21 protein-coding genes are annotated in these 19802 nt (G+C 62.2%); 11 read left to right on the top strand and 10 right to left on the bottom strand.

All coding sequences use genetic code 11. The features are described 5' to 3' along the window. The first annotated feature begins 12 nt into the window (after nt 1-12). Complete coding sequence (locus tag V6767_RS06195) at nt 13-1359, top strand: MATE family efflux transporter (RefSeq protein ID WP_448472657.1); 1347 nt, start codon at nt 13-15, stop codon at nt 1357-1359. A gap of 111 nt (nt 1360-1470) precedes the next feature. Here the strand turns inward: V6767_RS06195 and V6767_RS06200 are convergent, their stop codons facing one another. The 8 genes from V6767_RS06200 to V6767_RS06235 all read right to left on the bottom strand — a co-directional run bounded on the left by V6767_RS06200 (nt 1471) and on the right by V6767_RS06235 (nt 9783). Further along, on the bottom strand, nt 1471-2322 hold the full coding sequence (locus V6767_RS06200; protein ID WP_448472658.1) for a fumarylacetoacetate hydrolase family protein: 852 nt from the start codon (nt 2320-2322) through the stop codon (nt 1471-1473). A 21-nt stretch (nt 2323-2343) separates the two neighbouring features. Continuing rightward, nucleotides 2344-3621 carry an L-fuconate dehydratase gene (locus V6767_RS06205; RefSeq protein WP_448472659.1) on the bottom strand — a complete coding sequence of 426 codons (1278 nt, stop codon included), beginning with the start codon at nt 3619-3621 and terminating at the stop codon, nt 2344-2346. 25 nt (nt 3622-3646) lie between these two features. Next, the gene (locus tag V6767_RS06210; protein ID WP_448472660.1) at nt 3647-4378 is read right to left on the bottom strand and encodes an SDR family oxidoreductase; all 732 of its coding nucleotides are present in this window, start codon (nt 4376-4378) and stop codon (nt 3647-3649) included. A 12-nt stretch (nt 4379-4390) separates the two neighbouring features. Continuing rightward, a complete protein-coding gene (locus V6767_RS06215; RefSeq protein WP_448472661.1) occupies nt 4391-5497 on the bottom strand; it encodes a mandelate racemase/muconate lactonizing enzyme family protein in 1107 nt (368 codons plus the stop codon). A gap of 1 nt (nt 5498) precedes the next feature. Next, nucleotides 5499-6590 (bottom strand): ABC transporter ATP-binding protein, encoded by a 1092-nt coding sequence (locus V6767_RS06220; protein WP_448472662.1) that lies wholly within the window; start codon nt 6588-6590, stop codon nt 5499-5501. Nucleotides 6591-6594: 4 nt separating this feature from the next. Continuing rightward, nucleotides 6595-7464: a carbohydrate ABC transporter permease gene (locus tag V6767_RS06225; protein WP_448472663.1), complete on the bottom strand. Its 870-nt coding sequence runs from the start codon at nt 7462-7464 to the stop codon at nt 6595-6597. After that, the gene (locus V6767_RS06230; RefSeq protein WP_448472664.1) at nt 7461-8363 is read right to left on the bottom strand and encodes a carbohydrate ABC transporter permease; all 903 of its coding nucleotides are present in this window, start codon (nt 8361-8363) and stop codon (nt 7461-7463) included. The genes V6767_RS06225 and V6767_RS06230 overlap by 4 nt, the downstream gene beginning before the upstream one ends. Before the next feature lie 97 nt (nt 8364-8460). After that, nucleotides 8461-9783, bottom strand: a complete 1323-nt coding sequence (locus V6767_RS06235) for an ABC transporter substrate-binding protein (RefSeq protein WP_448472665.1) — start codon at nt 9781-9783, stop codon at nt 8461-8463. Between the two features lie 180 nt (nt 9784-9963). On the opposite strand from V6767_RS06235, the gene V6767_RS06240 reads away from it, so the two are divergent. Genes V6767_RS06240 through V6767_RS06250 form a run of 3 tightly spaced genes read left to right on the top strand, consistent with a single transcriptional unit; the run spans nt 9964 to nt 11959 of the window. Beyond that, the gene (locus V6767_RS06240; RefSeq protein WP_448472666.1) at nt 9964-10725 is read left to right on the top strand and encodes an IclR family transcriptional regulator; all 762 of its coding nucleotides are present in this window, start codon (nt 9964-9966) and stop codon (nt 10723-10725) included. Between the two features lie 55 nt (nt 10726-10780). Further along, nucleotides 10781-11605, top strand: coding sequence for an amidohydrolase family protein (locus tag V6767_RS06245; RefSeq protein WP_448472667.1), 825 nt, complete (start codon nt 10781-10783; stop codon nt 11603-11605). Nucleotides 11606-11629: 24 nt separating this feature from the next. Next, nucleotides 11630-11959 carry an L-rhamnose mutarotase gene (locus tag V6767_RS06250; RefSeq protein ID WP_448472668.1) on the top strand — a complete coding sequence of 110 codons (330 nt, stop codon included), beginning with the start codon at nt 11630-11632 and terminating at the stop codon, nt 11957-11959. Nucleotides 11960-11987: 28 nt separating this feature from the next. On the opposite strand, the gene V6767_RS06255 is transcribed toward V6767_RS06250, so the two are convergent. After that, nucleotides 11988-12320 (bottom strand): zinc ribbon domain-containing protein YjdM, encoded by a 333-nt coding sequence (locus V6767_RS06255; RefSeq protein WP_448472669.1) that lies wholly within the window; start codon nt 12318-12320, stop codon nt 11988-11990. A gap of 263 nt (nt 12321-12583) precedes the next feature. On the opposite strand from V6767_RS06255, the gene V6767_RS06260 reads away from it, so the two are divergent. The 6 genes from V6767_RS06260 to V6767_RS06285 all read left to right on the top strand — a co-directional run bounded on the left by V6767_RS06260 (nt 12584) and on the right by V6767_RS06285 (nt 17695). Further along, nucleotides 12584-13648 carry a Gfo/Idh/MocA family protein gene (locus tag V6767_RS06260; protein WP_448472670.1) on the top strand — a complete coding sequence of 355 codons (1065 nt, stop codon included), beginning with the start codon at nt 12584-12586 and terminating at the stop codon, nt 13646-13648. Then, complete coding sequence (locus V6767_RS06265) at nt 13645-14808, top strand: CaiB/BaiF CoA transferase family protein (RefSeq protein ID WP_448472671.1); 1164 nt, start codon at nt 13645-13647, stop codon at nt 14806-14808. The genes V6767_RS06260 and V6767_RS06265 overlap by 4 nt, the downstream gene beginning before the upstream one ends. Nucleotides 14809-14825: 17 nt before the next feature. Then, nucleotides 14826-15935, top strand: coding sequence for an extracellular solute-binding protein (locus tag V6767_RS06270; RefSeq protein WP_448472809.1), 1110 nt, complete (start codon nt 14826-14828; stop codon nt 15933-15935). Continuing rightward, complete coding sequence (locus V6767_RS06275; protein WP_448472672.1) at nt 15935-16381, top strand: MaoC/PaaZ C-terminal domain-containing protein; 447 nt, start codon at nt 15935-15937, stop codon at nt 16379-16381. Before V6767_RS06270 ends, V6767_RS06275 begins: the two co-directional genes overlap by 1 nt. Before the next feature lie 17 nt (nt 16382-16398). Next, nucleotides 16399-16851 carry a hypothetical protein gene (locus V6767_RS06280; RefSeq protein WP_448472813.1) on the top strand — a complete coding sequence of 151 codons (453 nt, stop codon included), beginning with the start codon at nt 16399-16401 and terminating at the stop codon, nt 16849-16851. A 262-nt stretch (nt 16852-17113) separates the two neighbouring features. Next, nucleotides 17114-17695 (top strand): HXXEE domain-containing protein, encoded by a 582-nt coding sequence (locus tag V6767_RS06285; protein ID WP_448472673.1) that lies wholly within the window; start codon nt 17114-17116, stop codon nt 17693-17695. Between the two features lie 102 nt (nt 17696-17797). On the opposite strand, the gene V6767_RS06290 is transcribed toward V6767_RS06285, so the two are convergent. Next, complete coding sequence (locus V6767_RS06290) at nt 17798-18538, bottom strand: response regulator transcription factor (RefSeq protein ID WP_448472674.1); 741 nt, start codon at nt 18536-18538, stop codon at nt 17798-17800. Between the two features lie 220 nt (nt 18539-18758). Between V6767_RS06290 and V6767_RS06295 the strand changes: the two genes are divergently transcribed. Next, nucleotides 18759-19748, top strand: coding sequence for an ABC transporter substrate-binding protein (locus V6767_RS06295; RefSeq protein ID WP_448472675.1), 990 nt, complete (start codon nt 18759-18761; stop codon nt 19746-19748). The last annotated feature ends 54 nt before the right edge of the window (nt 19749-19802 follow it).

The following is a 19802-nucleotide window of genomic DNA, read 5'->3' on the forward strand; positions in this document are numbered from 1 at the left end:
GAACAGCTTATCGTGGAGACTACCGCCGGCCGGGTTTCGCGCCCCTTTCAGGTTACGCACCGGCAGGTCTTCACGATCGCGCTGCCGATGATGATCGCGCATTTTTCGACGCCGCTGGTGAGCCTTGCGGCAACCGGCGTGGTCGGACAGTTGCGTGACGAGGTACTGATCGGCGGCGTGGCGCTCGCCGCCGTCATCTTCGATGTCCTGTTCACCACATTCAACTTTCTGCGCGGCGCGACGACGGGCTTTACCGCGCAGGCCGTCGGCGCTCGCGACCGTCGCCAGGAACAGCGCATGCTCCTTGGCGGCATCCTGATCGCGCTTTCGGCGGGCCTGCTCATTCTCGTGCTGCACGTGCCGATCGGCCATCTGGGGCTGGCGGCACTCGATGCCGACGGGCCGGTGGGAGAAGCGGCCTGGACCTATTATGCCTGGCGGGTATGGTCGGCGCCCTTCGCGCTGTTCAATTTCGTGGTGTTCGGCTGGGTGATCGGCCGGGGCGAGGCCGTGACGGCGCTGCTGCTGCAGGTGGTGTTGAACGCACTGAACCTGTTTCTGGCCTTCGCCTTCGTGTTGTGGCTTGGCTACGGGCTGGCGGGCGCGGGTGCGGCAAGTCTGATCGCCGAGGGGCTGACGGCCATCATCGGCGCGGTACTGATCCTGAGACGCACCGACCGCCGGCTTTGGGAATGGCCCGATCTTTCCGCTCTCAAGCGGATGTTCTCGGTCAACCGCGACATGATGATCCGCTCCTTCGCGCTGCTGATCGGGCTTTCCTTCTTCACCCGTCAGTCGGGCGTGCTGGGCACCGATGTCCTGGCCGCCAACACCGTGCTCTTGCGTTACTATTTCTTCGGCGTCGCCTTCCTCGACGGCTTCGCCACCGCCGCCGAACAGCTTGCGGGCCGCGCGGTTGGCGCGTTCTATCGCCCGGCCTTCGATCGCGTCATAAAGCTTACTACGCTCTGGGGCGTGGCCATGGCGCTGGCGGTATCGGCAGTCTTCTTCCTCACCGGCCCCGCCGTCGTGGCGCTGATCGCGCCGATCCCCGAGACGCAGGCGCTCGCCCACACCTACCTGCCCTACGCCGCGATCATGCCGCTCGTCGGCGTCATCGCGTTCCAGATGGACGGCGTGTTCATCGGCGCCACATGGTCGCGCGAGATGCGCACGCTGATGCTGGCGTCGCTGGCCTTTTACTTCGCGGCCTGGGCCGTGCTGCAGCCGCTGTTCGGTAATCACGGTCTCTGGATCGCGATGCTGCTGTTTCAGGGCGCGCGCTCGGTCTTCTTCCGCCTGACGCTGCCGAAGCTTGCGGACCGGACTTTTTCGCCGGCGGGCGCCCAGATCCATTGAACGCCAGAGCGCCCGTTCCGGCGCGAGAACGACCCGTTGCGGGGCGAATACGCAAAAAATCCGGCGAAGGATTCTTCGCCAGACTTCATAAAGGCAAGCGCGTGAGGATGCCTACGCGTTCCAGGCGATCGTCTTCTGGGTCTGCTCGCCGAGGCCTTCGATGCCAAGCCGCATGGTCTGGCCTTCCTTAAGATAGACCGGTTCCGGCTTCTGACCCATGCCGACACCGGGCGGCGTGCCGGTGGAGATGATGTCGCCGGGCTGCAAGCTCATGAACTGCGACAGATAGCTGACGATGTGCTGCACGCCGAAGATCATCGTCTTGGTCGAGCCGTCCTGATAGCGATGGCCGTCGACTTCGAGCCACATGGCAAGGTTCTGCGGATCGGCCACCTCGTCGCGGGTGACGAGCCAGGGACCGATCGGGCCGAACGTGTCGGCGCTCTTGCCCTTAACCCACTGGCCGGAGCGTTCGGTCTGGAATTCGCGCTCGGACATGTCGTTGACGACGCAGTAGCCCGCGACATAGTCCATGGCGTCAGCCTCGTCGACATAACGGGCTTCCTTGCCGATGACGACCCCGAGTTCGACTTCCCAGTCGCTCTTCTTCGAATTGCGCGGAATGCGGACATCGTCGTTGGGGCCGACGATCGCGCTGGTCGCCTTCATGAAGATGATCGGCTCCTCGGGGATTGCAGCACCCGTCTCGGCGGCGTGGTCGGCATAGTTAAGGCCGATGCAGATAAATTTGCCGACCTTGCCGACGCAGGCGCCGATGCGGCTATCGGCCGGCAGAACCGGCAGGCTGTCGATATCGGCAGCCGCGATCTTCGCCAGACCGACCTCGGAAAGCACGTCACCGGCGATGTCTTCAACGACCGAGGAAATATCGCGATAGCTGCCGTCAGTGTGGAGAATGGCGGGACGTTCGGCACCCTTTGCACCAACGCGTAACAATTTCATATTCTTACTCCTTTTTGCGGCTCACGCCGCCGAATGGGCAAAGTTATGAAGCGTTTCCGGCTTCATCTCAATGGAAAAGCCAGGCTTTTCCGGCGGCATGTAGGCCGCGCGTTCGATCCGGCAGGGATCGACGAAGTGCTCGTGAAGGTGATCGACATATTCGATCACGCGGCCGTCCTTGGTGCCGGAGACGACGAGATAGTCGATCATCGACAGATGCTGGACATACTCGCAAAGCCCGACACCGCCGGCATGCGGCCAGACCGGCAGGCCGTATTTCGCGGTCATCAGCAGCACTGACAGCACCTCGTTCAGCCCGCCGATGCGGCAGGCGTCGATCTGCACGATATCGATCGCGCCGCCGGCGATGAACTGCTTGAACAGGATGCGGTTCTGGCACATCTCACCGGTCGCGACCTTCACCGGCGCCACCGCCTCGCGGATTTTGCGATGGCCGGCGACATCGTCGGGGCTCGTCGGCTCCTCGATGAAGAAGGGGCGGAAGGGCGCGAGCGCCCTCACCCAGTCGATCGCCTGATCGACCTCCCAGACCTGATTGGCGTCGATCATCAGCGTGCGATCCTCGCCGATCACCTCGCGCACGATCTTCAGCCGCGCGACATCCTCGTCGCGGTCCTGCCCGACCTTCATCTTGATATGGGTGAAGCCGGCATCGACGGCTTCCTGGGCAAGTCGGCGGAGCTTGTCGTGGCTGTAGCCGAGCCAACCGGCAGACGTGGTGTAGCAGGGATAGCCGTTGGCCTTCAGCTCGGCGATGCGTTCGGCCTTGCCGGTTTCGGCCTTGCGGAAGATTTCGAGCGCTTCTTCCGGCGTGATCGCGTCTGTGAGGTAGCGGAAATCGACGATCGAGACGAGTTGTTCCGGCGTCATGTCGGCGACGAGTTGCCAGACCGGCTTGCCTGCCGCTTTCGCCATCAGGTCCCAGGCGGCGTTGACCACCGCGCCGGTCGCCAGATGCATCGCGCCCTTGTCCGGTCCGATCCAGCGCAGCTGGCTGTCGCCGGTCACGTGCCGCCAGAAGCGGCCAGGGTTTTCCGCAACCCAGTCGAGCGAAAGCCCGGTCATCCGAGCTTCCAGCGCGCGGATCGCGGCGCAGACAACCTCGTTGCCGCGGCCGATGGTAAAGGTCAGGCCGTGGCCCTCCAACCCGTCATCCGTCTTGAGGATCACATAGGCGGCGGAATAGTCCGGATCGGGGTTCATCGCGTCCGAACCGTCGAGCTTGGCCGAGGTCGGGAAACGCAGGTCGTGGACGGAAAGTCCTGTGATGGTGGTCATGTCGTGAACTCTATCTTGCGGCGGCTCAGGCGGTCCAGCCGCCGTCGATGATATGGGCCTGGCCGGTGGTGTAGGTCGCGCCGGCGAGGTAGACGGCGAGATCGGCGATCTCCTCCGGCGTGCCGATGCGGCCGATCGGCTGGCGGGCGATGAACTCGGCCCGCGCCTTTTCGTAGTCGCCCGTCGCCTTCAGCCGTTCCTGCAGCGACGGGCTGTCGACCGTGCCCGGGCAGATCGCGTTGCAGCGGATGCCCTTCGTTACGTAGTCGGCGGCGATCGACTTGGTCAGGCCGAGGACAGCCGCCTTGGTGGTCGAATAGGCGAAGCGATTCGGCACGCCCTTCAGCGAGGAAGCGACCGAGGACATGTTGATGATAACGCCGTATTCGCGCTCGATCATGCCGGGCAGGAAGGCCTGCACCGTGCGCACCATCGCCTTGACGTTGAGATCATAGGCAAAATCGAGATCGCCGTCCTTCATGTCCAGCACCGAACCGTTGTGGACGACGCCGGCGCAATTGAACAGGATATCGACAGCGCCGATTTCAGACGCGGCATTGGCGACGGCCTCGTCCGACAGCACGTCCAGAAGCCGGGTGGTGACGCCTTCCATGCCTTCCAGCTCGGCGAGCTTCCCGGCGTTGATATCGGTCGCGATCACTTTCGCACCGGCCTTTACGAAGGCCTTGACGGAGGCCGCGCCGATGCCTTGCGCGGCGGCGGTGATGAGGCAGGTCTTGCCGGTCAGGTCAGTCATGGGTGTATTCCTTCAAGTAATTGTCTTTTGCGAGCCTTCGACCGCCATGCGGGCGATCGCCTCGAAATCCCAGGCGATGCCGAGACCGGGCTCGTCGGAGGGGACGGCGCGGCCGGCGCGGATGGTCATGCCGGAGAGCGTGATCGCGTCGAGCTGCGGAATATATTCGACCCAGCGTGCATTCGGCACCGCGGCGCAGAGTGACACATGCAACTCCATCAGGAAATGCGGCGCGACCGCGACGTTGAAGCACTCCGCCATATGGGCGACCTTGAGCCATGGCGTAATGCCGCCGATGCGGCCCACGTCGACCTGGACGATCGAGCAGGCGCGACGCTCCAGATATTCGCGGAAATGCGAGGCCGAATAGAGGCTTTCGCCAACCGCGACCGGCACCGATGTGTGGCGGGAGAGCACGGCATGGCCCTCGATATCGTCGGCCGGCAGCGGCTCCTCCAGCCAGCCGATATCAAGCCGCTGGTAGACCGCCGCGCGGCGCACCGCCTCATCGACATTGAAGGCCTGATTGGCATCGGTGAATATCTCGAAGGCCGGACCAACGGCATCGCGCACCGCGCCGATCCGGGCGGCATCTTCGGAAAGCGGTCGGCCGACCTTGAGCTTGCAGCCGGAAAAACCATCCGCCTGGGCCTTCAACGCATCATCGACAAGGGCTTCGGCCTCCAGATGCAGCCAGCCGCCTTCGGTGGTGTAAAGCGGGATGTCCGTCTGCGCGCCGCCTGCAAGGCGGTGGAGCGGCAGGCCGAGCTTTACCGCCTTCAGGTCCCAGAGCGCGGTATCGATTGCGGCAAGTGCAATCGAGGTGATCGCGCCGACCGTGGTCGCGTGGGTGAGGAAGGTGAGATCGCGCCAGATGCGTTCGATTTCGAAGGCTTCGCGGCCGATGATCGCCGGCAGCAGCGTCTTTTCCAGAAGCGCCATCACCGAGGGACCGCCGGTGCCGATCGTGTAGGAGTAGCCCGTGCCGGTGACGCCGTCCGCATCGGTGATGCGCACGATCGGCGTTTCCTGAGAGACGAAGGACTGGATCGCATCGACCCTTTTGACCTTCGGCTTCAGGTCCACCATCACGATTTCTGCGCGGACGATTTTTGCCATGTCAGGCCCTCAGGCTCTTGCCGGTCGTGCCGTCGAAGACGTGCAGGCGGTCGAGATCGAGGGTGAAGGTCAGGTTCTCCCCATCGGTCAGCGGACGCGGATCGAGCATCTTCGCCTGCACTTCCTTGCCGCCGAGCTCGGTGTAGATAATGGTCTCGGTGCCAAGCGGCTCCGAGATCAGAACCGGCAGGTTCACTTCCAGCCAGCGGTCTTCGGCGTGAAGCGAATGGCCCTTCGGGGCGAAGGCGTCCGGGCGGAAGCCGATCACGACCTTGTCGCCAGCGGAGACCTTCGGTGCGATGTCGGCCGGCAGCGGCACGAGCGTGCCGTCGGAAAGCCGTGCGCCGCCGTTCTCGGCCACAGCCTCGAGCTGGTTCATCGGCGGCGAGCCGATGAAGCCGGCAACGAAGGTGTTGGCCGGGTGTTCGAACACTTCGGTCGGCGTGCCGACCTGCTCGACATACCCGTCGCGCATGATCACGATCCGGTCGGCAAGTGTCATCGCCTCGACCTGGTCGTGCGTCACGTAGATGACCGTTGTCTTGACCCGCTGATGCAGCTTCTTGATCTCGACGCGCATCTGGCCGCGCAGCTTGGCATCGAGGTTCGACAGCGGCTCGTCAAACAGGAACACGTCCGGATGGCGCACGATGGCGCGGCCCATGGCGACGCGCTGGCGCTGGCCGCCGGACAGATTGGCCGGAAGGCGGTCCATGAAGGGCTCAAGACCCAGAATTCCGGCGGCCTCGTCGACGCGCGGCTTGATATCCTCCGGCGACATACCCGAAATTTTCAGGCCAAAGCCAAGATTTTCGCGCACGGTCATGTGCGGATAGAGCGCGTAGGACTGGAACACCATGGAGATGTTGCGCGAGCGCGGCGGCAGGGCGTTGACGACGCGGTCGCCGATGCGAAGCTCGCCGCCGGAGATTTCCTCCAGCCCGGCGATCATCCTGAGCGTCGTCGACTTGCCGCAGCCGGACGGGCCGACGAGGACGACAAACTCGTTATGGGCAACATCGAGATCGATGCCGTGGACGACTTCAAGCGAACCGTAGCGCTTGACGATTTTGGAAAGGTGCACTTCGGCCACGGGATTATCCTTTCACGCCGCCGAACGTCAGTCCGGCAATCAGATGCTTTTGTACGATGAAGGTGAGGATCAGCGCCGGGATGATGATCAGCACGGCCATGGCGCTCATCCCGGTCCAGTCGACGGTGAACTGGGCGGTAAAGTCCATCAGCCCGACCGGCATGGTCTTCGACGCGGTGGTGCGGGTGAGCTGGCTTGCGAGCGCAAACTCGTTCCAGGCCGTCAGGAAGGCGAAGATGCCGGCCGATGCCAAACCCGAGCGGGCGAGCGGGAACTCGACCTTCCAGAACGCCTGCCAGCGGGTGCAGCCGTCGATCTGCGCGGCTTCGGACAGATCCGCCGGGATCTGGCGGAAGAAGCCATCGGTCAGCCAGATCGTGAACGGGATGTTGATCGCCATATAGACAAGGATCAGCCCGAACTTGGTATCGATAAGGCCGATACGGCTCCACAGGATGAAGAGCGGCAGCGACAGCGCCACGCCCGGAACCGTGCGCGACAGCATGAAGGACAGGAACAGCGCGCCCTTGCCCTTGAACCGGTAGCGGGCAAAGGCATAGCCGCCCATCATGCCGACCAGGATCGCGACCACGGTGGAGGTCATCGAAATGACCAGCGAGTTGATGAAGTAACGCTCGACCGGCAGACCCTGCTGGCGATCCGGCAGAAGGCCGAAGATGCCGAGGAAGTTGTTCAGCGTCCAGTCCTGCGGGATCCAGACCGGCGGACGCGCCATGACTTCCACATTCGGGCGGAAGGCGGTCATCACCACCCAGGCGCCGGGCACGACAAGGATCATCATCGCGATAAAGAGCGTGATCCGAAGCAGCCAGCGCTGCCAGGGCTTTTCGATGGACATTGCCGCAGCACTCATTGCGCGCCTCCCATGAAGACGCGGGCCTTCGTCAGGTTGCGGTAGAACATGATGGTGAAGGCGATCGAGAGCAGGATCGAGATGTAGCCCATGGCATTCGCCATGCCCATCTGCGAGTTCTGATAGCCGGTGCGCGTCATCAGCGTCCAGATCAGCTCGGTACGGCCTGCAGGCCCGCCATTGGTCATGATCTTGACCATGTCATAGGCGCGCGCGACATCGAGCGAGCGGATCGTCATCGCGATCCAGATGAACGGCATCAGGAAGGGCAGCGTGATGTGGCGGAACACCTGCAGCGCGTTGCAGCCATCGACCTTGGCAGCCTCGATCGGCTCCTTCGGCATGGCCAGCAGCCCGGCCATCAGCAGGATCGCGAAGATCGAGGTCGACATCCACATTTCCGCGACAATGATCGAGAAATTGGCAAGCCAGCCATTGACCAGCCACGGGATCGGCTTGTCGATAAGGTTGAGCGCAAACAGCGCGTTATTCACGAGGCCGACGGAATCGTTGAACAGATATTTGAACTGAAAGCCGACGAGGATCGGCGAGAACATCATCGGGAACATCATGATGGTGCGCAGCGTGCGCTGGCCCCAGGTGATGCGGTTGACGAGCAGCGCCAGACCGAGCCCCAGCAGCATTTCCAGATTGAGCGCGATGGTGATGAACACCACGGTGCGCCCGAACGCCCACCAGAAGTCGTCATTGCCCATAAGGCGCTTGTAGTTGCGCAGGCCAACGAAATTATAGAGCGAGTCCGGCCGCACCAGATTGTAACTGGTGAAGCTCGTCCAGAACGACACGAGCAGCGGCACCAGCACGACCGCCAGAATGACGATGATGGCCGGCAGCAGCAGAAGATAGGGCGTCGCCTGCGGAGACCTGAAGAACTTCATGTCGCGCCTTCGGAAATTTCAAGAAAAACGGAAACTCTGTGCGGCCGAAGCCGATGTCGCCGCCGGCCCTGAAGCCGGCGGCGATATGAAAGGCCACTCAGTAGTAGCCGGCGTCTTCCATGATGTAGGTCGCCTCTTCGGCGGCATCATCAAGCGCGTCCTGCGGGGTCTTCTCGCCAACGATGGCAGCCTGCAGCTCGGGCCACAGCACGTTCGAGACCTGGATCCATTCCGGGATCAGCGGCGGAGTGCGGGCATCAGCCAGCGATTCCTGCCAGACCTGGAACATCTCGGCGAGGTTTTCCTTGCCGTTCTCGTTGAACCAGGCAATCACCTCGTCATAGGTCGCCGTGCGGGTCGGCAGGTTGCCGGCCTTGGCTTCCATGAGTTCGCTTTCGTCATTGGTCATGAACACGGCAAACGAGACGGCGGCATCCTTGTTGTCGCAATCCTCGGTTACCGAGAAGGAGTGCGAACCGGACCAGCCGCCGCGTTTTCCCGACGAGCCGACCGGGGCAACGGCATAGCCGAGGTCATCCGAGATCTTCGAGGAAGACGGGTCCGCGAAGAAGGCGGCAAAGCCCGGCCAGTCGAGATCAAGCGCAAGCTGGCCCGCGGCCATCGCCTGACCGATATCGTCCCAGGTGTAGTTGACAGTACCGGCCGGCACGGCACCAGCGTCATAAACATCGATGAACCACTGCAGGGCGGCAACGCCTTCGGGCGAATTGAAGGTCGGACGGAATTCGTCGTCGAACATGTCGCCGCCATTGGCGCGCAGGATCTCCATGAACCGGCCCGACATGCCCTCGTCCTTGCCGGCGAAAGCCGTGCCGTAGAGGTTCGGCGGATCGGCGAAGAAGATCACCTGGTCGCGGAACTCGTCATAGGTCTTCGGCGGGGCGAGATCGGTGCCGTATTTTTCCTTCCAGGCCTCCTGGTTCGCTGGATCGGCGTACAGGCTCTTGCGATAATAGAGGTTGGAAACGTCGGTGACGCGCGGAAGCTGAACCAGGCGGCCGTCAACCTTGGCCGATTCCAGCGTGCCGGGAACATATTTGTCGAGCTCGGACTGCGGGATGTATTCGGCGAGATCGATATAAAGGCTGCCATATTGCGGGGCGAAGCTGGTGTGGTTGGAACCGACGCACCAGGTAATGTCGCCGGCGGCGATATCCTGCTTGATCTCGCGGTCAAGGTCGAAGTGGTTTTTCGACGAGACGATCTCGACCTTGGCGCCCGTCATCTCTTCCCATTCGGGAATGCGGGTATAGAGCTTTTCATACTGGGTGCCGCCAATCAGTTTCACCTTCAGCGTGTAGTCCGGAAAGCTGCCATAGTCGAAATCATCGGCCTGGGCCGAAGCGGCGAGGCCGCCAACGGCGCAGCAAGCGACAAGCGTCGCCTTCAGAATTCTCATTCGCATCATTCTCCTCCTATCCGTTCAAGCCCAGAAAAGACTTGATCCTCCATATTTGAAAAGTCTATTCGTATATAAGCACCATTTCGACGGAGGCGTCAACGGCGCTCTTGATATTGGTCAGGAACAGCGGCAGGCTCGCTGCGATTTTCGGGTGAGCCCGACCAAGAAGGATCAAGCATGGCAACAGATGAGTCCGACCGCTACCGCGCGCCCGCCCTCGACAAGGGCCTCGACATTTTCGAGCTGCTCGCCGAAACCGACGGCTCGCTGAGCCAGGCGGAAATCGCAAAATCATTGGGACGGACGCCAAACGAGATCTACCGCATGCTCGACCGGCTGGTGCGGCGCGAATATATCCGCCGCACGCCGGAGGACCGCTACGAGATCACACTGAAGATGTTTGAACTGGTCCATGCCCGGCCGCCTCTGCGCCGGCTCGTCAACCAGGCGATGCCGCTCCTACAGCAATTGGCGCAGGAGGCCGGGCAGTCCTGTCATATCGTGGTCTTCGACCGCAATGCCGCCGTCGTGGTCGCGCAGGTCGACGCGCCGAGCTACTGGAGCCTTGCGGTGCGCGTCGGCACGCGTCTGAAACTCGCCTCGACGGGCTCGGGCCTCGTCTTCCTCGCCTTCTCCACACCCGAGAACCGGGCGCTGATGCTGAAGGGCGCGGGCGAGACGATGACGCCTGAAACGAAGGCTCGCCTGGAGACCATTCGCAGCGATGGCTACGTGATGATGCCGAGCGAGCAGATCGCTGGCGTCACCAATCTTTCGGCCCCGGTCATCGGCCCGCTCGGCTCGGTCATGGCGGTTGTCACCTCGCCCTATACCGAACGCCTCGACCGCGCCATCGCCGGCGACCGGGACCGCACGCTGGAACTGGTGCGGTCCGCTGCCGCCAGCCTGTCGAAGGGCCGCGCGGAACCGCAAATATAACACGCGTCGCCGGAGGCGGTCGCGAAGCATCGCCCGCACGGGCAAGGGAGGAACAATGCGCATCATCGATACCCATCTCCACCTCGTTTACAAGGACAGGTTCTCCTATCCCTGGCTGAAGGACGCGCCAGCGCTCGACCATCAGGTGACGGCAGAGGACTATTTCGCCCGCGCCGAAAAACTCGGCATCGACACCGCGCTGCACATGGAGGTGGACGTCGCCGAGAGCGACATGGAGGCCGAGACCGCCTTCATTGTCGGCGCTGATGATAGGATTGCCGGCGCGATCGCGGCCTGCCGGCCGGAGAACCGGGACTTTCCCGCCTATCTTGACCGCATTGCCGCGATCCCCGGCGTTCGCGGCCTGCGGCGCGTGCTGCACATCATGCCGGACGACCTGTCGCAAGCACCGCTTTTTGCCGAAAACATCCGCCGGCTTTCCGCCCACGGTCTGACCTTCGATCTTTGCGTTGCCGCCCGCCAGCTTCCGCTTGCGATCGACCTTGCGAAGAAGTGCCCGGACGTCCAGTTCGTGCTCGACCATTGCGGCGTGCCGGATATCGAGAACGATGCCTATTCGCCGTGGGCAGAGCATATTTCGGAATGCGCGCGGCTCGCCAATATCACCGCCAAGGTTTCCGGCGTCATCGCCTATGCCGGCGCCGACTGGAGCACGGACAAACTGCGCCCCTACGTCTCTCACGTTCTGGATACGTTCAGCTTCGACCGCGTCGTCTGGGGCTCGGATTTTCCGGTCTGCACCATCCACGCAAGCCTTGAGGACTGGGTGGCGAGCATCAAGGACATTGTCGCAGACGCAACGCCGGCCGAACAAGAGAAGCTGTTCTCCGTTAACGCCACGCGCGTCTATCGCCTTTAGATATCAAAAAACCGGAGAAAACCCATGCAGCGCATAGGAATGGTCATCAAGCTCAACGCCGAAAAGGTTGCGGAATACAAGAAGCTGCATGCCGAGGTCTGGCCGGAAGTGCTGGACACGATCAAGCAGTGCAATATCCAGAACTACACCATCTTTCTCCGCGAGCCGGAGAACCTGCTGTTTTCCTATTACGAATATACCGGCGACGACTATGAGGCCGATCAGGCCAGGATGGCGGCGGACCCCAAGACGCAGGAATGGTGGTCGGTCTGCATGCCCTGCCAGAAGCCGCTTGATACGGCAAAGGACGGCGAATGGTGGATCGAGATGGAAGACGTGTTCCACCTCGACTGAAGGACTTTGAGGCGCGCCGGAGCGGGCCTCAGATCTTCTTCACGAATTCAGATTTCAGCTTCATGGCGCCAAAGCCGTCGATCTTGCAGTCGATATTATGATCGCCGTCCACCAGACGGATATTCTTCACCTTGGTGCCGACCTTGAGAACCTGGCTGGAGCCCTTGAGCTTCAGGTCTTTGATGACGGTCACCGTATCGCCGTCGGTCAGTTGATTGCCATTGGCGTCGGCAAATACCGGGGCGTCGCTTTCAGCCGCTCCCGGCGACCATTCATTGCCGCATTCGGGGCACATCAACAGCGCGCCGTCTTCATAGGTGTAGACCGACTGACATTTGGGACAGGGCGGCAATTCGCTCATGAACATCCTCTTGAGTGTTGGCGCTGCGATGAGCGGGATAGCGCCAGCAGACTGCACGACGCCTATTCCGGTGATCGGAAAACCCGAGCGTCGTAGTGGGAAACGGAGGGCTTGTCGAGTATGCGGAGACGTTTCACCGCTGCGGGATGAACGCCGCCAGCCGGATTGTAAAACGCGCATCGCCAAAAGCGCCCCTTGCATTCCATCCAAATTTAAATAATCTATTCAGATAAGAATGACGCACTAACCTGAAGGAGGAGCAGGTGTCAGAAAATCCTCGCAATCCGGCGCAAAGCTGGGCGGCAGTTCGCGCCCCGCGCCCCATCGTGATCTTCGGCGGCGGCTCGATCGTGGGCGATGCCCATATGCCCGCCTACCGCATGGCAGGCCTGCCGGTCGCCGGCATCTACGACATCGATCCCGAGCGCACCGCCAAGGTCGCCGCTGAATGGGACATCACCCCGTTTGCGAGCGTCGAGGAAGCGGCGGCCGTGCCCGGTGCGATTTTCGACCTCGCCCTGCCGCCCGTCGCCCATGTGGACGTGCTGAAGCGCCTACCAGATGGTGCTGCCGTGCTGATACAGAAGCCGATGGGCCGCAATCTCGATGAAGCGACGCAAATTCTGGAAATCTGCCGGGCCAGGAATCTGACGGCGGCGGTGAACTTCCAGCTCCGCTTCTCGCCGATGATGCTCGCCATCCACGATCTCTACCAGAGCGGCGCGCTCGGCGAACTTGTCGATGTCGAGATGCATGCCAACATGATGACGCCCTGGGACCTTTGGCCGTTCCTCAAGTCCATGGACCGGGTCGAGATCCTGCTGCACTCGATCCACTATCTCGACCTGATCCGCCATTTCCTCGGCAATCCTGCCGGCGTTCACGCCCGCACCATGGGCCATCCACTCTCGACAATGGCACAGACCCGCACCTCCGCGATCCTCGATTATCCGGAGCCTGTCCGCGCGGTGCTCTCGATCAATCACAACCACGATTTCGGCCCGAAATTCCAGGACTGCTACTTCCGCTTCGAGGGCACGAAGGGCGTCGCGACGACGACGCTCGGCGTCAACCTCAACTATCCGAAGGGTGTGCCTGACGAATTGTGGTTCTGCGAAAAAGGCGGCGAATGGCAGCAGATTCCGCTTTCCGGCACCTGGTTCCCGCATGCCTTTATCGGCGTGATGAGCAATCTCCAGCGCTTCGTCTCCGGCGCTGACGCCCGCCTGATCACCTCCGTCGAGGACGCCTGGAACACCATGGCGCTGGTCGAGGCCGCCTACCAGTCGAGCGCCTCGCCCGCGACGCCCATCAAGGACAAACCATGACTGCCGAAAATGACGACCTGCCGCTTGCCGGTGTGCTGGTGCTGGACATGTGTCAGTTTCTGTCGGGCCCTTACTGTTCGCTTCGCCTTCAGGACCTCGGCGCCCGGGTGATCAAGATCGAACGCCCCGGGCTCGGCGACCTGTCGCGCCGGCTCTACCTCTCCGATACCGAGATCGGCGGCGATTCGACCATCTTCCACGCTATCAACCGCTCCAAGGAAAGCCTCGCCATCGACATGAAGGACGAGGCCGATCTGGCGGCGCTGCGCAAGTTGATCGGCAAGGCCGATGTCGTGCTGCAGAATTTTCGGCCCGGCGTGATCGAACGGCTCGGCCTCGATTACGAGACGGTCAAGGCCTTCCATCCGGGCGTGGTCTACGGCTCGATCACCGGCTATGGCGACGAAGGCCCCTGGGTCAAGCGGCCGGGTCAGGATCTGCTTGCCCAGGCGCGCTCCGGCGTGATGTGGCTGAACGGCGACGAGGATCAGGGTCCCGTGCCCTTCGGCCTTGCGATTGCCGACATGCTGGCGGGCGCGGCATTGTGTCAGGGCGTGCTGGCCGCACTGGTGAAGAAGGGCCGCACCGGCAGGGGCGCCCATGTCGAGACCAGCCTGCTCGAAGCGCTGATCGATTTCCAGTTCGAGGTGCTGACCACCCATCTCAACGATGGCAAGCGCCCGCCGAAGCGGTCCTCCTTCCGCTCGGCCCATGCCTATCTCTCCGCGCCCTACGGCGTTTATCCGACAGCGAACGGCTATCTGGCGCTGGCGATGATGCCGATCGATCAGCTCGCCGATGTGCTGAAGATCGATGCGCTTGATCCCTATCGCGGCAAGCCGCCGCTATGGTTTTCCGCCCGTGATGACATCAAGCGCATCATCGCGGCGACGCTGAAGGAGCAGACCACCGAGCATTGGCTCTCCATTCTGGAGCCGGCGGACGTCTGGTGCGCCAAGGTGCTGGACTGGCCGGAACTCATGGATCACGCCGGCTTCAAGGTGCTCGACATGCTGCAGACCGTGACGCGGGATGATGGCATCGAAATCCAGACCACGCGCTCGCCGCTGAGGGTCGACGGCAAACGCATGCAGACCCGCCGCGCCGCGCCGAGGATCGGCGAGCAGAGCGTGGCTATCAGAGCGGAGTTCGGACTGTGACGATAAGACTGAAAGGCATGACCTGGAGCCACCCCCGCGGCTATGACCCGATGGTGGCGAGCGCCCGGGTCTGGCGGAAAAAAACAGGCGTATCGATCAAGTGGGACAAGCGCAGCCTCCAGGATTTCGAAAGCTTTCCCGTCGAGGAACTTGCCCGCCAATACGACATGATCGTCATCGACCACCCGCATGTGGGCCAGATCACGGCGGAACACTGCCTGGCGCCGCTCGATATCGAAGGTCGTGAAGATGAGCGCGAGGCGCTTGCAGAAGGCTCCGTCGGCGCTTCCTACCCGAGCTATAACTATAATGGCCGCCAATGGGCCTTTCCGCTGGATGCGGCAAGCCAGGTCATGGCCTATCGCGAAGACCTACTTTCCTCGGCTCCTGACGATTGGGAAAGCCTGATCGGCCTCGCCCGCGAGGGCCGCGTGCTGCTGCCGCTTCGCCCGCCGCACAATCTGATGACATTCTACACGCTGGCCGCCAACACCGGTACGCCCTGCCGCAATGACGGCCCCGGCCCGCTGATCGGCGAGGCGGACGGGATTGCCGTCTACGAGATGCTGGCGGAGCTTGCGAGCCTAGTGCCCGCGGACAATTTCGCGATGGACCCGATCGCGGTGCTTGAAGCCCTTGCCGAGCCGAGGCCGGCAGGCGTTCTCTCGCCCTATATCTACGGCTATGTGAACTATGCGATGGACGGCTTCCGCCCGCACCGCCTGACCTTTACCGATATTCCCGCGCTTGGGGACAATGGCCCCTGCGGCTCCGCGCTGGGCGGCACGGGCATCGCCGTTTCGGCTTTTTCGGGAAACAGGCAGGCCGCCATCGACTATGCCTATTGGGTGGCCGGCGGAGAGGTTCAATCCGGGCTCTACCCCGAAGCCGGCGGTCAGCCCGGCCACGACGCCGGCTGGGCCGACGACGCCGTCAACGCCAAGACCCATGATTTCTATCGCAACACCCGCAAGACGCTGGAAACCGCCTATCTGCGACCGCGCCATAACGGCTATATGCGCTTCCAGGCCGAGGCTTCAGAAGCGCTCAACGATGCGCTCAGGGATGGCGCATCTCCCCACGCAGCAATCACCTTGCTCAACAACATGTTCGAGGAGAGTTTCTGATGGAGCGTCCGCGCCATTTCGAGGATATCGCCGTCGGCGAGGAGCGCCGCACCTATGGCCGCACGATCACGGAAACCGATTTCGTGGTCCATGCCGGCCATACCGGCGATTTCTTTCCGCATCACATGGATGCCGAACACATGAAATCGACGCCCTTCGGCCAGCGCATCGCCCACGGGACGATGACGTTTGCGATCGGCATCGGACTTTCTGCCTCGGAGATCAACCCGCTCTCCTTCACCTATGGTTTTGAGCGCCTGCGCTTTCCGAAGCCTGTCTTCATCGGCGACACCATCTACACGGTGCTGACGATCGCGCGTTGTGAGGACGACCCCAAACGTCCCGACCACGGCCGCGTCATCGAGGAAGTGCGGGTGAAGAACCAGCGCGACGAGGTGGTGATGGCCTGCGACCACGTCTATCTGGTGCAGCGCCGGCCGGCCTGAAGGGGAAGCCGCAGAAGATGCCTTGGAATGACGGCGATCTGTCAGTGATTACCGAGCCTCGCGCCGAGAATTTCGCCGCGGCTGTTGACCAAGAGCACGACTTCCGGCTCTGGATTGTTCCCCGGGTGCCGCTTTCCTCCCGTATTAGCGCGCCGTACATCAGCAAACGGACCTTTCGACAAGATGTCGACTCGGCCAGGCGGTTGAGCGATGGACCCCGCCCCTTCAACACGAAGATCAAAGACGACCCGAGCTTCGATCTGTGTTCTGTTTCCCGCCTATTTTCTCGCCAATCCGAACATCCGGAAACGGCGGAAGCGGGCTGGCGACGCGGAAAGACCGGCAGGATGAAACTGCCGATCTTCCGGCGGAGCGCCTTCCGGCGGGAAATCGAGGGAGTCTCGGAGGGTGTTGACTTCCTCGACCGTGAGGTTGGGAATGGGCAGATCGCCGGACTGGCGCCAGGCTGACACCTGCTCTTCGGCCTCCGCGCCCTTCTCGCTGTCAACGCCGCGATCGCGCGCCAGCCGACAACAGGTTCATACCCGCTGCAATGCAAAAAAGCCGCCACTGCGAAAAGAGCGGGTCGGCCCAAGCCCGGCAGTGTGACGTCGCCAAGGCGCGCCTTACCGCCACCGTCCGCACTGACCGCGACAGACTTGCTTTCGCCGTGACGTTCATGCACCGTTATGGCCAGCAATCTTGAAAACTGGCAGGCAGGGGGATGCGTCTATGGTGGATTGGCTGGCAAGGCGATGGGTTTCCGCGGCGCTGTTCATGGCGTGCGGCTTTGTGGCGCTGGCGCCGGCAATCGCCATTGCCTTTCCCGCTTTCACCGTGCTGATCTATCTGCACCTGCCGATCTACATGTTTCATCAGTTCGAGGAACATGAGGGGGATCGGTTTCGACGCTTCGCGAACGAACGGATGTTCGGCGGAAAGGACGTGCTGCGCCCGGTCGACGTCATCATGGTCAACCTGCCGGTCGTCTGGGGGGTGAACCTCTACGCATTCTATGCGGCGCTGTTCCTGTCGCCGGGCGCAAGCCTCGTCGCGCCCTATCTTCTGCTTGTCAACGCCGTGCTCCATATCGTGACGACCCTGCGGTTGCGGTGCTACAATCCCGGCCTCGTCACGGCAATTCTTCTCTTCCTGCCGCTCAGCATCGCCACCCTGGTGAGCGCACGGTCAATAGCGGGCGTCACGATCCTGGATCACGCTCTGGGCCTTGCCGCGGCCCTCGCCATCCACCTCGCCATCATGGCGCAGTCCGGCTTGCGCTACCGTCATCAGGCGCGCGCGGCGAAGAACTGACGACGGCGCGCCAGCGCCTGAGAGCGTGTGGCTTGGCGCTTCTGAAGCATTTTCTTGAAAGCGTGGCCGGCGGCCGTCGGGTAAGTTCACAGCGTTTCCGGCTCACGCGTCGGACAACGCCTCGACCGTTGCGTTGAACACATAGCCGTGGCCGCGCTCGGTCTTGATGAAACGCGGGCTGGTCGGCGTCGGCTCGATCTTTCGCCGCAGCCTCAGGATCAGAACGTCGATCGTGCGATCGAAGATGTCGTCTCCGGCGCGGTGGGTGATTTCCAGAAGCTGATCGCGTGAAAGAACGCGGCCATGGCGCTGTACCATGGCATGCAGCAGATCGAACTCGGCCACCGTCAGCGCGATCGGCGCGCCGCTCGGCGCGCTCAGGCGCCGGCGCTCGGTATCCATGACATAGCCATGAAAGCGATAGCCCTGCCGAACCGGCTTCTCGTTGACGAAATCCCCGCGCGCCCGACGGCGGATGGCCTTGACCCGCGCGAGAAGCTCGCGAACGCTGAATGGTTTGACGACATAGTCGTCCGCGCCGATTTCCAGGCCCATGACGCGGTCCAGTTCCTCGTCCCGTCCCGTGAGCATGATGATCGGAACCGAACTGCTGGTGCGTATATTCGCGGCCACGCTGAAGCCGTCCAGATCAGGAAGCTGGAGATCGAGTATGATCAGGTCAAAGCTGTTTTCGGTTGACAATTGCGACAGAAAATCGCTGGCACAGGCAAAGCGCACCGCGTCCATGCCGCCCGAGGCAAGCATGTCGCCCACGACCTCACGGATTGCGGGGTCGTCGTCGACAACAGCAATGCGGGTACGCCCGGCCTCCATCAGTCCCATTGCGCCTTCTTCTCCGTTCCACCTCCAACGGCCTGCGGAAAACTTGTCATGAAGCCGAAGCCCGCGCAAGCTGTCAGTGTTTTTCGCACGCGTGAAGCCGACCTCCGTATGAACAAAGTTACAGCGCCGCTCGCTTTCCTGAAATTTCGGGTTCACAAGCTCTTCGAATACTGGCCAGATGTCGCGGAGATGGAGCGTGGAGAACTCAAGAGGAAGAGTGATGCCAAGCGGAACGAAAGCCCTGGTGGGCGCGGCCTTGCTCGCCTGTCTCCACGCAACCGACGCGAAGTCCAGCGATCTGAACGTCTATTGCGATCTTCCCGCGCGCCAGTGCAGGGCCTTGGTCGATGCATTCACGAAGACCGATCCGCTGGAGGTTGGCATATTCCCCCGGGCCTCCGGCCGCGAAGCGTTGGAAAAAAGCGACATTCTTCTGGCGCCACCGGGCAGTGAGCTGCTTGGGGAAAGCGTTCCCGAAACAGCCGACGCCGTTCCGCTCAATGCGCTTCGCGTATGGGCGCGTCGTCCTTTCGAGCAATCGCAGGGCAGAACTGTCGGGCTTTACGCCGGCATTCTGGGATTTGTGGTCAACACAGAGCTGATACGCCAGCGCCAGCTCAACGAGCCGGCCTGCTGGGCCGATCTTTTGCGTCCGGAGCTTTCGGCGGAAATCCGCATGGACGATCCCACCATTTCCGAGACCGGCTACCGCGTAATGGCGAGCCTCGTGCAGATTCTCGGCGAGGATGCCGCATTCGATTATCTGAGACGATTGCAGGCCAATCTTGCGCTCAACGTCGTCTCCGAAGCTTCCGCCGCCGAAGCGGTAGCCGAAGGCGATTTTGCGATTGCCGTGGTCAATCTTGGCGACGGCATTTCACTTGCAACAAGGGGCTATCCCGTCAAACTGATCGCGCCTTGCGAAGGCACCGGCTTTACGCCGGTTCTGATGTCGATCCTGGAAAAGGCGCCGAACCCGCAAAACGCGCGTCAATTCTACAGGTTTTCGCTCAGCGTTGCCGGTCAATCCGCATCGGCGCCAGCGCTTGTCTACCCTTTGATGTCAAACCCCGGCGTGGTCTTGCCGCCTTCCGCGTCTATCGCCGGTCCTGTTCGCCTCATCGACTATGATTTCGACGTCTACGACAGACCCGACGAACGCAAGCGGTTGACGGCCAGATGGATTGACGCCACCGGCAACCCGAACTAGCGCCGACCCGAAATGAAAGCAGATATCACGACGGCCCCGGCCAGACCGCACGAG

Source organism: Martelella sp. FLE1502 (assembly GCF_053484255.1).

Excerpts from the sequence above, each read along its gene's own strand:
- V6767_RS06200 (WP_448472658.1), bottom strand. The coding sequence starts at position 2,322 with ATGAAATTGTTACGCGTTGGTGCAAAGGGTGCCGAACGTCCCGCCATT.
- V6767_RS06205 (WP_448472659.1), bottom strand. The coding sequence starts at position 3,621 with ATGACCACCATCACAGGACTTTCCGTCCACGACCTGCGTTTCCCGACC.
- V6767_RS06210 (WP_448472660.1), bottom strand. The coding sequence starts at position 4,378 with ATGACTGACCTGACCGGCAAGACCTGCCTCATCACCGCCGCCGCGCAA.
- V6767_RS06215 (WP_448472661.1), bottom strand. The coding sequence starts at position 5,497 with ATGGCAAAAATCGTCCGCGCAGAAATCGTGATGGTGGACCTGAAGCCG.
- V6767_RS06225 (WP_448472663.1), bottom strand. The coding sequence starts at position 7,464 with ATGAGTGCTGCGGCAATGTCCATCGAAAAGCCCTGGCAGCGCTGGCTG.
- V6767_RS06230 (WP_448472664.1), bottom strand. The coding sequence starts at position 8,363 with ATGAAGTTCTTCAGGTCTCCGCAGGCGACGCCCTATCTTCTGCTGCTG.
- V6767_RS06235 (WP_448472665.1), bottom strand. The coding sequence starts at position 9,783 with ATGAGAATTCTGAAGGCGACGCTTGTCGCTTGCTGCGCCGTTGGCGGC.
- V6767_RS06240 (WP_448472666.1), top strand. The coding sequence starts at position 9,964 with ATGGCAACAGATGAGTCCGACCGCTACCGCGCGCCCGCCCTCGACAAG.
- V6767_RS06245 (WP_448472667.1), top strand. The coding sequence starts at position 10,781 with ATGCGCATCATCGATACCCATCTCCACCTCGTTTACAAGGACAGGTTC.
- V6767_RS06250 (WP_448472668.1), top strand. The coding sequence starts at position 11,630 with ATGCAGCGCATAGGAATGGTCATCAAGCTCAACGCCGAAAAGGTTGCG.
- V6767_RS06255 (WP_448472669.1), bottom strand. The coding sequence starts at position 12,320 with ATGAGCGAATTGCCGCCCTGTCCCAAATGTCAGTCGGTCTACACCTAT.
- V6767_RS06265 (WP_448472671.1), top strand. The coding sequence starts at position 13,645 with ATGACTGCCGAAAATGACGACCTGCCGCTTGCCGGTGTGCTGGTGCTG.
- V6767_RS06270 (WP_448472809.1), top strand. The coding sequence starts at position 14,826 with ATGACCTGGAGCCACCCCCGCGGCTATGACCCGATGGTGGCGAGCGCC.
- V6767_RS06275 (WP_448472672.1), top strand. The coding sequence starts at position 15,935 with ATGGAGCGTCCGCGCCATTTCGAGGATATCGCCGTCGGCGAGGAGCGC.
- V6767_RS06280 (WP_448472813.1), top strand. The coding sequence starts at position 16,399 with ATGCCTTGGAATGACGGCGATCTGTCAGTGATTACCGAGCCTCGCGCC.
- V6767_RS06285 (WP_448472673.1), top strand. The coding sequence starts at position 17,114 with ATGGTGGATTGGCTGGCAAGGCGATGGGTTTCCGCGGCGCTGTTCATG.
- V6767_RS06290 (WP_448472674.1), bottom strand. The coding sequence starts at position 18,538 with ATGGGACTGATGGAGGCCGGGCGTACCCGCATTGCTGTTGTCGACGAC.
- V6767_RS06295 (WP_448472675.1), top strand. The coding sequence starts at position 18,759 with ATGCCAAGCGGAACGAAAGCCCTGGTGGGCGCGGCCTTGCTCGCCTGT.